Origin of the sequence: Agrobacterium tumefaciens (genome assembly GCF_005221325.1) — a bacterium.
Taxonomy (GTDB): Bacteria; Pseudomonadota; Alphaproteobacteria; order Rhizobiales; family Rhizobiaceae; genus Agrobacterium.
Window position 1 is genome coordinate 2,596,568 of sequence record NZ_CP039888.1, and the last position, 11,960, is coordinate 2,608,527.

The window sequence follows — 11,960 nt, forward strand, 5'->3', positions numbered from 1 at the left end:
GGTGTGAGGGTCAATGCCGCGCGCCCGTGACCGACGCATTGCCGGGTGCGGCAAATTGAGTATAGTCGCCGCTCCGAATGGCGGGGGGCATAAGGTCCGCGCCGCTGGATGAGAAGGAAAAGGCGATGACCCGCGACATCAGCGACAGCGAAGCCGAGCGTCACCGGCAGAAAATGGTCAACCGCAAGACGGTGCAGGATGCCGAAGTTGCAGAAAAGACCATCGAAAAAGGCCTGCTGATGATCAATACCGGCCCCGGCAAAGGCAAATCGACGGCCGCTTTCGGCCTCGCCTTGCGCATGCTCGGCACCGGGCGGCGGGTGGGCGCCGTGCAATTCATCAAGGGCGCATGGTCGACGGGAGAGCAGCAGGCCCTGACACTCTTCGGCGACAAGGTCGTCTGGCGCACCATGGGGGAGGGTTTCACTTGGGACACGCAGGATCTGAAGCGTGATGTAGCGGCAGCAACGAAGGCCTGGGAAGAAGCCAAGGCCCTGATGGCAGACGAAACCATTGGCCTTCTGGTCCTCGATGAGCTGAACATTGCCCTGCGCTACGATTACCTGCCGCTGGATGAGGTTGTCGCAACGCTTTCCAACCGCAGGCCCGATCTACATGTCATCGTGACCGGCCGCAACGCCAAGCAGCCGCTGATCGACGCCGCCGATATGGTGACGGAAATGACGCTGGTGAAACACCACTTCAAGGCGGGCGTGAAGGCGCAGGCCGGGATAGAATTCTGATATGACTGCCCGGGTGCTGATGTTTCAGGGAACCGGCTCCGATGTCGGCAAATCGCTGATGGTGGCCGGCCTTGCCCGCGCATTCACCCGGCGCGGCCTCTCCGTCATGCCATTCAAGCCGCAGAACATGTCGAACAATGCCGCAGTCACCGCCGATGGCGGCGAGATCGGCCGGGCGCAGGCATTGCAGGCGCGGGCAGCGGGCGTGCCGCTTTCCGTGCACATGAACCCGGTGCTCCTGAAGCCCCAGAGCGAAACCGGCGCACAGGTGGTAGTGCAGGGCAGGATCGTCGGCAATGCCAAGGCGGCCGACTATCAGCACATGAAGGCCGGGCTGATGCCGCGCGTGCTTGATAGTTTCGAGCACTTGAAACAACAGGCCGATCTGGTGCTGGTGGAAGGAGCAGGCAGCGCCTCGGAAATCAACCTGCGCGCCAATGACATCGCCAATATGGGTTTTGCCCGGGCAGCCGATGCACCGGTTATCCTGATCGGCGATATCGATCGCGGCGGCGTCATCGCCAGCCTCGTCGGCACCAAAGCGGTGCTCGACGCCGATGACGCGGCGATGATCGAAGGTTTTATCGTCAACCGGTTTCGCGGCGATCCGACGTTGTTTGCAGACGGGATGCGGATGATTGCGGAAAAGACCGATTGGGCCTCCATAGGGCTTCTGCCGCATTTTTCCGATGCGGCGAAACTGCCCGCGGAAGATGCGCTGGGGCTTTCCGGCCCGGCCCAGCAGAAACCCGGCGCAAAAATCCGCATCGCCGTGCCGATCCTGCCGCATATCTCCAATTTCGACGATCTCGATCCTCTCGACATGGAGCCGGATGTGGAGCTGATCCGCGTGCGGCCGGGTGATACGATCCCCGCCGATTGCCGGCTGGTTTTGCTATGCGGCTCGAAATCCACCATTGCCGATCTCGCCGTGCTGAAAGATGCGGGCCTGGACATCGATATAAAGGCGCATGTGAGGCGCGGCGGCTATGTTCTCGGCCTTTGCGGCGGCTACCAGATGCTTGGAAAAACCGTTGCCGATCCTGATGGTATCGAAGGGCCCCCGGCGACAGTCAAGGGGCTCGGCCTGCTGGATATCGACACGGTTTTGACGGGTGATAAACGGCTTGTTTCCGTGCGAGGCACGAGTTTCGACGGTGTTGATTTATCCGGCTACGAAATGCATGTCGGAGAAACTACGGGAATAGCGGGCAACCTGCCGTTTTCGACGATCGATGGACATGACGATGGCGCCATCTCGCCTGATGGCCGCGTCTTCGGCACCTATATTCACGGCCTTTTTGCGGACAATCGCCAGCGTAGCGCATGGCTGGAACGTCTCGGCGGGCAGGGTACGGATCTGAACTATGATGCGCAGGTGGATGCGGTTCTCGACCGTCTGGCTGAGCATATGGAACAGCACCTCGATCTCGACAGGCTGCTTGCTATAGCGCGATAAGGATCGCCAGAAGCCCGAACAGGCCGATCAGCAACAGGTCCGCGATCCGCGCCAGCCGCAGTGCCCTTCGAATATCACCGGCAACCAGCGCCGACCTTCCCCCTTCGCCCATGAAACGCGCCTCGATCATCTGCCCGCCATAGGAACGCGGCCCGGCAAGCGCAAAACCCAGCGCACCGGCCAGCGCCGCCTCCGGCCAGCCGGCATTGGGGGAGCGGTGGTGGCGCGCATCGCGACGGATCGCAGCAATGGCCGCTTTTGGCGACGCGCCCTCAACAAAAAATGCGGCGATCACAAAGAGGCTGCCACTCAGCCTCGAGGCCGGCAGATTGACGAGATCATCCAGCCGGGCCGAAGCCCAGCCAAAGGCCTCATGGCGCGTCGAACGATGGCCGATCATGCTGTCTGCCGTGTTGATCGCCTTGTAAGCCGCACCGCCCGGCAGACCCAGAAGCCCGAGCCAGAAGGCAGGGGCGACGATGCCATCGGAAAAATTCTCGGCGAGACTTTCGATCGCCGCCCGGCAGATCGCCGCCTCATCCAGCTTTTGCGGATCACGCCCGACGATCATCGACACCGCCTTGCGGCCGCCCTCCACCCCCTCGCGCTCCAGCGCCGTGGCGACTGCCTCCACATGCTGTTCCAGACTTTTTTGCGCCGGAAGCGAAGCGCCGAGTATCGCCACGGCCAGCAGACCGAAGGGCAGGAAAAGCAGAACCGATTGCGCAAACCATGCAAGGATCACCGTCAGCCCGACAAAAGCAACCAGCGCCACAACACCTGCGGCCTTGCGTTGAGAAAATGACGCATTCTCCCGGTTCCATTTTTTGTCCATGAGCGCGATAAGCGAACCGATCCAGGTGACGGGGTGGCCGAGGCGTTTGAACAGCCAGTCCGGATAGCCGGTCAGGCGTTCGATCACGAGCGACAGGAAAGCGATAGCAAAGAACATGGGCGAGACAGTACCAGAAAAGGCTCAAGGAGCGATCCGTCACGGCGGCAATCTCGGCAAGGCGCGCCTGATGTTTCGGCAAGCGCCTGAACCGTGGATCGACCTTTCGACCGGGATCAACCCGCACTCCTATCCGCATTCACCCATTCCTGCCAGCGCATTCACCCGTCTGCCGGAACCCGGCACCGCCGAGGAGCTTAAACAGCTGGCGGCAACCCATTTCGGCGCGCCTTCCGCGCAGCATGTGACACTCTCTCCCGGCACCCAGATGCTGATGCCTTTGCTGGCGCAGATCGCCATCAATCGTGGAGCCCAAAACGGTGCCGTGCTTTCACCCGCCTATGCGGAACATGCCCGCACCGCACGCATGGCGGGGCTAACCGTCAACGAAGTGGAAAACATCAGCGATCTGTCGGCTTACGGCTATGCGGTAGTGGTCAATCCCAACAATCCCGATGGTCGCATCACCGATCGCGAAGCTTTACTCACGCTGGCAGGAGCAATACGCCGCAAAGGCGGCCTGCTCGTCGTGGATGAAGCCTTCATCGAAACGGGCGGCGCCGAAAGCCTCGCGGATGCAGCCGGTAGCGACGCGCTGGTAATCCTGCGATCCTTCGGAAAATTTTATGGCATGGCGGGCGTGCGATTGGGCTTCGCAATTGCGCATCCCGACATCGCTGCCGAACTGGAAGCAAGGCTTGGCCCCTGGGCGGTTTCCGGCCCGGCGCTGCATATCGCGACCGAAGCGCTGGCAGACAGGGAGTGGCAGTCATCCATGCGTCTGCGGCTCGCGGAGGAAGCAAGGCGCTTGAACGCGCTGCTGGAAAAGGCAGGGCTGAAAATCGCCGGCGGCACGTCCCTGTTCACGCTGGTGCGGGACGAGCGCAGCAAGGTACTGTTCGAGCATCTCGGCCGTCGCGGCATTCTGGTGCGCATCTTTGACGAAAGGCCTTATGACATGCGTTTCGGCCTTCCCGGCAGCGAAGCTGAGTGGCAGCGCCTCGAAGAGGCGCTGCGATCTTTCGATCACTCCTCGAAAGTGTAGGTCTCGATCGACTCCGGCTTCATTTCGATGGAGAAGCCCGGCAGCTTCGGCGGCATATAAGCCGCGTTGCGGATATCGCAGGGCTCGATGAAGTGCTCATGCAGATGGTCGACATATTCGATCACGCGACCTTCCTTGGTGCCTGATACCACGAGATAGTCGATCATCGACAGATGCTGCACATATTCGCAAAGGCCGACGCCGCCCGCATGTGGCCAGACCGGCAAATTGTATTTTGCCGCGATCAGCAAAACAGCCAGCACCTCGTTCAGACCGCCCATACGGCAGCTGTCGATCTGTACGACATCAATTGCGCCTTCGGCGATGAACTGCTTGAACATGATGCGGTTCTGGCACATTTCACCGGTTGCCACCTTCACCGGGCCGATGGCGGCGCGAATCTTGCGGTGGCCAGCCACATCATCCGGGCTCGTCGGCTCTTCGATGAAGAACGGCTTGGAAAAGGCGAGCTTATTCACCCACTCGATCGCCTGATCCACTTCCCATACCTGGTTGGCGTCGATCATCAGATAACGGTCGGGGCCGATCACTTCACGGGCAATAGTGAGACGGCGGATGTCGTCTTCGAGATCGCGGCCGACCTTCATCTTCACATGGTTGAAACCGGCATCGATCGCTTCCTGGCAAAGACGGCGCAGCTTGGCATCGTCGTAACCCAGCCAGCCGGCTGACGTCGTATAGCATGCATACCCTTCGTTCTTCAGCGTCTCGATGCGTTCCTTCTTGCCGGCCTCGGCCTTTCTGAGGATCGCCAGCGCATCGTCGCGGGTCAGCACGTCAGTGAGATAACGATAATCAACGATATCGGCGATTTCTTCCGGGCTCATATCGGCCACAAGCTGCCATACCGGCTTGCCGGCCTTCTTGGCCAGCAGATCCCATACCGCGTTGACCACGGCACCGGTGGCAAGATGCATCGCGCCCTTGTCCGGGCCGATCCAGCGCAGCTGGCTATCACTCGTCAGATGTCGCCAATATTTGCCGGGGTTTTCCGTGACGGTGGCAAGATCAGTGCCGACCACCAGATGGCGCATCGCTTCGATGGCCATGCAGCATATGTCATTGCCTCGGCCGATGGTGAAGGTCAGGCCATGGCCCTTCAGGCCCGGCTCGTCCGTATCGAGAATGACGTAAGCCGCCGAATAATCCGGGTCGGGATTCATCGCGTCAGAGCCGTCGAGGCTCTGGGAGGTCGGGAAACGCAGGTCGAAAACACGCAGATCTGTAATTTTGGTCATGGCCGGTTACTCGCGGTCAGTGTCAAAGAAAATCGTTCAATCGAGGTGGAAGGTTTCTTCCATCATCGCCCACCACTCGCCTTCCTTGCGGCTTTCGAGGGGCTGCTGGCAGGGAATGGTGAATGACCACCATTCCTGGTTTTTCGGGCTCGCAGCTATCTTCGCCATATCGGCGCTGAAATCACTGCCGTGATATTCCCAATAGCCGAAAAGCAGATTTTCCGGCTCGCGCAGGAAGATCGTGTAATTGCGAATGTTGCTTTCGCTGATCAACGCCAGAACCTCTGGCCAGACCGCGGCGTGCAGCCTTTTATATTCTGCGATCATCTCCGGCTTGACGCCTATGACCATGCCCATGCGCTGCATGAAAAACTCCGTTATTGCTCGATGGTGGCAAGCGCCGCACGCAGCTTCGACTGCGGCAGCTTCAGTTCCAGCCTTTCGGCGGCGGCAATGACCGGCACGAAGCGGCGGCGCTTCTTTTCGTCATGATTGCCGGCGATATCGGCAAGGCGATGCGCAAGAAAAGGATTGCGCAAACGCTCCCGCAACACGCGAATATAGGTTTGCGCCTCGCCGCCCATACCCTCAGTCGCAAAAACCGGCAGAACCTCGTCGCGCCAGAGTGCTTCCAGATCAGCCACCAGAGCGTCGTCAGCCATGGCCTGCCGCACCGTCTCGTCCTTCGGGCGTGCATCCTGCGCCCAGCGCTCCGCCAGATAGGAATGGCCGAGGTTGAGCAGGAAAAGCTTCAGCTTTTCATAGTGGTCGAGATCATCAGTCAGCACCACCGCGGGGTGCGTGCAGGGAAGCACTAGGCCTTCCTGCTTCTCGATCGCCCAGAGTGCATAGGGTTCCGCAACAGCGCCGACCGGATCGATCGGCTCGGAGACGATACGATCCACCAGACTATTGGCGAAACGGCACTTCTCATTCAGATAGAAGGCAAAACCCGCCGGCAATTGCCATTCATCCGCAAGCCGGCGAATGACTTGGCTCAGCTTTTCGCCGTTACGCGGCACGAGCTCGCAGGGGAAGATCGAAACAGGCGCTTCGGGATTAAGCTCAAAACGCTCCAGCAGCAGCATGCAAAGCTTCGCCGGAAAGCTTTTCGGCACGATGGTGAAATCGGCGGCAAGCTCGGGTCCGTCGCCCGAATCCAGCTCATAACCGCGATCGCCTGTGTTGGACAGAATGACCTCGGCCACACAGGCGAGACGGCGCACCTCGGCCCAATCGGTCGTAGCAGTCAAAGCCCGGGCGACGGCCTTACCCTGAATTTCCTCATCCACTTCCTGCCCATCGCGAATGCCGCGAATGCGCACGGGATAGGATGCGCCGCTGTTCAGCGCCGCAACGCGCTTCAGGCTCTCGGCATTGCCGGTCGTCTGGACGATTGCAATGCGGCCCAGCGCCTCGCCACTATCGAGCGCCTGCGAAACGAACAGATCCGCATGGGCGAGAAGAAAGCGGCTGGTGCCGAATTGCAGGATTGGCGTATCGGGTGTCATGCGACCTCCACCATACCCTTGATGACCCCGGCTTTCGGATCGGTCAGGCCCGCGAACTTCGACGGAACATCGGCAAGTGTCATGCGATGAGTGATCAGCGCCTCCGGCACTTTCCCTTCGCGCAAGGCGCGAAGCACGCGCTCGAAATCCTCCGGCGTCGCGTTGCGGCTGCCGAGCAGCGTCGTCTCACGCTTGTGAAATTCCGGGTCGTTGAAGCTGATATCGCTGGCGACGATGGACACCAGAACATAGGAGCCGCCGTGACCAACGAAGGAGAAACCGCGCTCCATGGCTTTCGGATTGCCGGTCGCATCGAAGACCGCATCGAAGAAATCGCCGCCGGTAATGTCGGAAAGTCGATCCTTGTCACCGTCGCCGAGGGCGACCGTATGAGCGACACCGAGGTGGTCCTTACAGAAATCCAGCCGGTCGGTGCGACCATCGATCATCGTCACTTCGCCGCCATCGAGAACGGCGAAGACTGCAACCGCCATGCCGATCGGGCCGGCACCGACGATCAGAACCTTCTGCCCTTTTTCAACGGCACCGCGCCGCACCGCATGGGCGCCGATCGCCAGGAATTCCGTCATGGCCGCCTGGTCGAGGCTCAACCCCTCCGCCTTCAGCACAAATTGCTGCGGCACGCTCAGATATTCCACCATGCCGCCATCGCGATGGACGCCGAGCACACCGATATTGCGGCAGCAATTGCTCTTGCCCTTCAGGCAGGCATTGCATTTTCCGCAGGACATATAAGGAATGATGGTCACCACATCGCCAGCGGAAAGGTCACTGCCCGCGGGTGCCTCCTCAACCGTGCCGGAAAGTTCGTGACCCATGATACGTGGATAGGAGAGATAGGGCTGGTTGCCGGTGAAGATGTGCAGATCCGTGCCGCAAACGCCAATGCGGCGAACACGCACCAGGACTTCACCTTCGCCGCGCACGGGTTTCGGCAGATCCTTGGCGGTTAATTGACCGGGAGTGTCACAGAAAATCGCCAGCATGCATCACCTGTCATCAAGGGAGTAAAAACGAATGGCGTTGCCGCCGAAGACTGCCGGATGGTCCTTCACCGGCACGATATCGCGGCAGAAGTCCAGCCAGCTCTGATAATCGCCCGCAAGACGCAGCACCGGCCAGTCGCTACCGAAAATCACGCGATCGCCACCGAATAGTTCCAGAATGGTCTCGGCATAGGGCCGCACCGCTTCCGGACGCTGCTCACCACGCTCGGTCAGCAGGCCGGATAGCTTGCAATGGACATTGGGAAGGGCCGCCAGAGCCGCCATATCACGCCGCCAGTCACTATAGTGGCCGGTGGCAATCAGAGGCTTCGCACCATGATCGATAACAACAGGCAAGTCTGGATGCCTGCGGGCAAAGGAAAGGAGATGCGGCAGATTGGGCGGCAGGACCAGCGCATCAAACACCAGACCGTGCTTCACCAGCGCGGCCACGGCAGCATCCAGCGCCGGATCGTCTATCCAGGCGACATCTTCCATGCCCTGAAGCATGGGGCGCGCACCCTTGAAGGCCGGATGTTTCGCCCGGCGGGCGATTTCCGCCACCGCTTCAGCAGACTTCATGTCCACCCAGCCGACCACGCCCTTGATGAAATCGGTTTTCTCTGCCAGTTCCAGCATGAAATCCGTATCGGCCGCCGTCTCCATCGTCTGCACCAGCACCGTGCCGGAAACCCCGGCGGCATCAAGCAGTGGCGACAGATCGGCCGGAAGAAAATCCCGGTAGATGGCAGCAAGCGATGGCGGCGGCCATTGCCCGGCGCGATCCTTCATCAACCAGAAATGCTGGTGGGCGTCTATGAGCATTGCCTCAGGCCTTTCCGCCGGGCACGGGCGCACCTTCGGCAATCAGGCCGCGCTTATGCAGCTCGGGCCAGAATTCATCCGGGATGGACTGCTCGAACCATTCAATATTGGAGGCGAGCTGCTGCGCATTGCGCGCACCTGAAACAACCGTGACCGACGCCGGATGGGCGAGCGGAAACTGAAGCGCGGCGGCCTGCAGCGAGACACCCAGTTCCTCGCATACGCTGTGCAGCGCGTCGACATGTTTGAGGATATCGGCAGGCGCATCGGCATAATTGAATTTGCGGTTGCCAGCCAGAATGCCCGAATTGAAAGCGCCGGCGACAACGATGGCGACGCCGCTTTCAGCGCAGCGGTTCATGAAAGCAAGGCTTTGCTGTTCGAGCAGCGTATAACGGCCGGCAAGCATTGCGACGTCGATATCGAAGACATCCATGGCGTCGTTGATGATTTCCCACTCATTGACGCCGAGGCCAACAGCCCCGGTCGATCCTTCTTCGCGCAGCTTGCCGAGCGCGCGGAACCCGCCGCCGGTAGTCAGCTGCTCCCAATAGTGCTGGTGCTTTTCACCATGGGTATGGGAGCCGATATCATGCACATAAAGAATATCCGGCTTCAGGATACCCAGCCGCTGCTGGCTTGCCTCGAAGGACCGCAGAATACCGTCATAGGAATAATCATAGACCGGGCGGAACGGCAGGGGCGCAATATAGGCATCCTCCTCCGGACCCACGGTCTCATCCGGCACCATGACACGGCCGATCTTGGTGCTGAGCGTATAGTCACCCCGGTCATGCTCGGTCACCATGGTGCCAAGACGGCGCTCCGACCGCGTATAACCGTAAAACGGCGCGGTATCGAAATAACGCATGCCGCTTTCCCATGCCTTGTCGAACGCACCTTTGGACTCTTCATAGGGCGTGACGCGGTAGAGATTGCCCATTTGGGCGCAACCGAGGCCCATGACGGTGACGTCGACAGTGCGGCGCGGCAATTTACGTGTATCGGAGACTTTCATCGCAGGGACTTCCTGAATTCTCAAGCATGGAGCGGGATGGTGAAACCGCATCTCAAAGGGTGAGGCGCGCCGCCGCCGGGCGGCGCGCCGTCGGCATCAGTAAAGCACGTTCTTGGCTTCAGGCTTCTCGATATTGTCCTTGGTGACAACAACGACGCCGGTATCGACGAACTTCTCAACCTTTTCCTTGTTGATGAGCTTGGTCACGGTTTCCACGCCCTTTTCACCCATCTGGTAGGAGCCCTGAACCACGATGCCGGCCAGCGTGCCATCCTTGACGAAGCTCTGCAGGTCCTGGTTACCGTCGAAGCCGATGGCGACGACCTTGCCTGCCTTGCCGGACTGGGCAAGCGCGCGGCCAACACCGATGGCAGTCGGCTCATTGGCGCCGAAAATGCCCTTCAGATCGGAGTTGGCGGCCAGAACGTCGGTGGTCTGGTTCAGCGCGGTCGCCATCTGCGACTGCGAATAGAACGGGCCAACGATCTGAAGCTTCGAATGCATCTGGATGTAGTCGGTGAAACCGCCGACACGGCCGATTTCAGAACCGGCACCGGCGACATAGGACATCACGGCAATCTTGCCTTCCGTGCCGACCTTGTCGATCAGCGCCTGCGCTGCCAGTTCGCCGGCTTTCTTGTTATCGGTCGCCAGGAACGACTGGTAATATTGCTCCGAGCCCTTGGTGAGCTGAGAGTCGATCAGAACCACTGGAATGCGGGCTTCCCAGGCCTTCTTGACGGCAGGCACCAGCGCGTCAGGATCCGAAGGCGCCAGAACGATACCCGCAACCTTACGGTTGATGGCGTTTTCGACCATGTTGACCTGATCGGCAATCGCCGATTCGGCAGCCGGGCCCTGGAAGGTCATGGTGTTGCCGGAAGAGTTCTTCATCGCCGCATCAGCGCCCTTCTGGACGTTCTGCCAGAAGGTGGAGTTGACGGTCTTGACGATGACGGCGATTTCACCGGCCTGCACGGTGGAAACGCTCCACAGCGCGATTGCGGATGTCAGAAGGGCAGTCGTAATTTTCTTCATTTTCTTCCTCCGTGATGTCGGCATACCGGGCCTCCCCTGCCGATCTTGTTTGCGGAAAGGGTCCGCAGCCCTTTTGATCAGCGGCGGTTGCGCAGTTGGTCGATCCAGACGGTGACCAGAATGACAAGGCCGATGATGATCTGTTGCGTGAAGGCGGAAACGCCGTTCATATTGAGACCGTTGCGCAAAATGCCGATGACAAAGGCGCCGATGGCCGTGCCGGAAATCGTGCCCACGCCGCCGATCAGCGATGTGCCGCCGATGACCGCGCTGGCGATGGCATCCAGCTCATACATCACACCTTCGTTCGGCTGGGCGGTGACGAGGCGCGACATCAGCACGCAGCCCGTCAACCCGGCGAGCGTACCGGACAGGATGTAGGTGAAATTGGTGACGCGGGCGACGTTGACGCCGGAAAGGCGCGCGGCATCCGCGTTGGAACCCACGGCATAGATGTGGCGGCCGAGGATGGAGCGGTTGAGCATGAAGGAAACCGCAAGTGCAATCACCACCATCAGGATGACCGGATAGGGTATGCCGGGAAACACGACATTCGGAAAACCGTCGTCACCAATGTTGACTATGCGGAAGAGTGCGCCATTGCCGAGTTCGCCGAAAGACTCGCCAAGGCCGGACACGGCGCGCGCACCGGTGATCTGCAGGGCCACACCGCGGGCGATCAGCATCATGCCGAGGGTGGCGATGAAGGGCGGCAGCTTGAAGCGCGTCACCAGAAGACCGTTGATGAGACCGCAAAACGACCCCGTCAGAATGCCGAGCAGCATGCCGATGGGCACTGGCAGACCGAGTTCCTTCACCGCAAGGGCGGCCACGACGCCGGCAAGCGCGAGCACCGAGCCGACGGAAAGATCGATGCCGCCGGTGATGATGACACAGGTGGCACCAATGCCGAGCAGCGCGATGGATGTCACCTGCAGCGCGATGGTCATGCCATTATTGACGGTGAAGAAGGCGTTGCTGGTTGCGGAGAAGACCGCGACCAGCGCAAAGAGGCTGCCGAGCGCCGCAAACTTCTGGATGATGTCCTTCTGGCGATCGCTGACGGCGAAGCCCTTCTTGGGTTCTGCAATATTGGCCATGTC

12 protein-coding genes are annotated in these 11,960 nt (G+C 60.3%); 3 read left to right on the plus strand and 9 right to left on the minus strand.

The window, feature by feature from the left end:
* Nucleotides 1-125: 125 nt before the first annotated feature.
* A complete protein-coding gene (gene cobO / locus CFBP5499_RS13240) occupies nt 126-743 on the plus strand; it encodes a cob(I)yrinic acid a,c-diamide adenosyltransferase (RefSeq protein WP_080827544.1) in 618 nt (205 codons plus the stop codon).
* A gap of 1 nt (nt 744) precedes the next feature.
* Nucleotides 745-2,202, plus strand: a complete 1,458-nt coding sequence (locus tag CFBP5499_RS13245; protein ID WP_080827018.1) for a cobyric acid synthase — start codon at nt 745-747, stop codon at nt 2,200-2,202.
* Here CFBP5499_RS13245 and cbiB read toward each other — a convergent pair.
* Nucleotides 2,189-3,154: an adenosylcobinamide-phosphate synthase CbiB gene (gene cbiB, locus CFBP5499_RS13250; protein ID WP_080827017.1), complete on the minus strand. Its 966-nt coding sequence runs from the start codon at nt 3,152-3,154 to the stop codon at nt 2,189-2,191. The two genes, CFBP5499_RS13245 and cbiB, sit on opposite strands and share 14 nt — an antisense overlap.
* On the opposite strand from cbiB, the gene cobD reads away from it, so the two are divergent.
* Nucleotides 3,153-4,199 (plus strand): threonine-phosphate decarboxylase CobD, encoded by a 1,047-nt coding sequence (cobD, locus tag CFBP5499_RS13255; protein WP_080827016.1) that lies wholly within the window; start codon nt 3,153-3,155, stop codon nt 4,197-4,199. The genes cbiB and cobD overlap by 2 nt on opposite strands.
* On the opposite strand, the gene CFBP5499_RS13260 is transcribed toward cobD, so the two are convergent.
* The 8 genes from CFBP5499_RS13260 to CFBP5499_RS13295 all read right to left on the minus strand — a co-directional run bounded on the left by CFBP5499_RS13260 (nt 4,181) and on the right by CFBP5499_RS13295 (nt 11,957).
* The gene (locus CFBP5499_RS13260) at nt 4,181-5,458 is read right to left on the minus strand and encodes an L-fuconate dehydratase (RefSeq protein ID WP_080827015.1); all 1,278 of its coding nucleotides are present in this window, start codon (nt 5,456-5,458) and stop codon (nt 4,181-4,183) included. The genes cobD and CFBP5499_RS13260 overlap by 19 nt on opposite strands.
* 36 nt (nt 5,459-5,494) lie before the next feature.
* Nucleotides 5,495-5,824 carry an L-rhamnose mutarotase gene (locus CFBP5499_RS13265; protein ID WP_010972585.1) on the minus strand — a complete coding sequence of 110 codons (330 nt, stop codon included), beginning with the start codon at nt 5,822-5,824 and terminating at the stop codon, nt 5,495-5,497.
* 11 nt (nt 5,825-5,835) lie between these two features.
* On the minus strand, nt 5,836-6,969 hold the full coding sequence (locus tag CFBP5499_RS13270; protein WP_080827014.1) for a mannitol dehydrogenase family protein: 1,134 nt from the start codon (nt 6,967-6,969) through the stop codon (nt 5,836-5,838).
* Nucleotides 6,966-7,976 carry a zinc-binding alcohol dehydrogenase family protein gene (locus tag CFBP5499_RS13275; RefSeq protein ID WP_080827013.1) on the minus strand — a complete coding sequence of 337 codons (1,011 nt, stop codon included), beginning with the start codon at nt 7,974-7,976 and terminating at the stop codon, nt 6,966-6,968. Before CFBP5499_RS13275 ends, CFBP5499_RS13270 begins: the two co-directional genes overlap by 4 nt.
* Nucleotides 7,977-7,979: 3 nt before the next feature.
* Complete coding sequence (locus tag CFBP5499_RS13280; protein ID WP_080827012.1) at nt 7,980-8,801, minus strand: amidohydrolase family protein; 822 nt, start codon at nt 8,799-8,801, stop codon at nt 7,980-7,982.
* 4 nt (nt 8,802-8,805) lie between these two features.
* Nucleotides 8,806-9,819 (minus strand): aldo/keto reductase, encoded by a 1,014-nt coding sequence (locus CFBP5499_RS13285; protein ID WP_080827011.1) that lies wholly within the window; start codon nt 9,817-9,819, stop codon nt 8,806-8,808.
* Between the two features lie 96 nt (nt 9,820-9,915).
* Entirely contained in the window at nt 9,916-10,857 is a 942-nt protein-coding gene (locus CFBP5499_RS13290) for an ABC transporter substrate-binding protein (RefSeq protein WP_080827010.1), read from the minus strand.
* Between the two features lie 77 nt (nt 10,858-10,934).
* Nucleotides 10,935-11,957: an ABC transporter permease gene (locus tag CFBP5499_RS13295; protein WP_080827009.1), complete on the minus strand. Its 1,023-nt coding sequence runs from the start codon at nt 11,955-11,957 to the stop codon at nt 10,935-10,937.
* Nucleotides 11,958-11,960: the final 3 nt, after the last annotated feature.

Coding starts and splice junctions, on each gene's coding strand:
- cobO (WP_080827544.1), top strand. CDS start 126: ATGACCCGCGACATCAGCGACAGCGAAGCCGAGCGTCACCGGCAGAAA.
- CFBP5499_RS13245 (WP_080827018.1), top strand. CDS start 745: ATGACTGCCCGGGTGCTGATGTTTCAGGGAACCGGCTCCGATGTCGGC.
- cobD (WP_080827016.1), top strand. CDS start 3,153: ATGGGCGAGACAGTACCAGAAAAGGCTCAAGGAGCGATCCGTCACGGC.
- cbiB (WP_080827017.1), bottom strand. CDS start 3,154: ATGTTCTTTGCTATCGCTTTCCTGTCGCTCGTGATCGAACGCCTGACC.
- CFBP5499_RS13260 (WP_080827015.1), bottom strand. CDS start 5,458: ATGACCAAAATTACAGATCTGCGTGTTTTCGACCTGCGTTTCCCGACC.
- CFBP5499_RS13265 (WP_010972585.1), bottom strand. CDS start 5,824: ATGCAGCGCATGGGCATGGTCATAGGCGTCAAGCCGGAGATGATCGCA.
- CFBP5499_RS13270 (WP_080827014.1), bottom strand. CDS start 6,969: ATGACACCCGATACGCCAATCCTGCAATTCGGCACCAGCCGCTTTCTT.
- CFBP5499_RS13275 (WP_080827013.1), bottom strand. CDS start 7,976: ATGCTGGCGATTTTCTGTGACACTCCCGGTCAATTAACCGCCAAGGAT.
- CFBP5499_RS13280 (WP_080827012.1), bottom strand. CDS start 8,801: ATGCTCATAGACGCCCACCAGCATTTCTGGTTGATGAAGGATCGCGCC.
- CFBP5499_RS13285 (WP_080827011.1), bottom strand. CDS start 9,819: ATGAAAGTCTCCGATACACGTAAATTGCCGCGCCGCACTGTCGACGTC.
- CFBP5499_RS13290 (WP_080827010.1), bottom strand. CDS start 10,857: ATGAAGAAAATTACGACTGCCCTTCTGACATCCGCAATCGCGCTGTGG.
- CFBP5499_RS13295 (WP_080827009.1), bottom strand. CDS start 11,957: ATGGCCAATATTGCAGAACCCAAGAAGGGCTTCGCCGTCAGCGATCGC.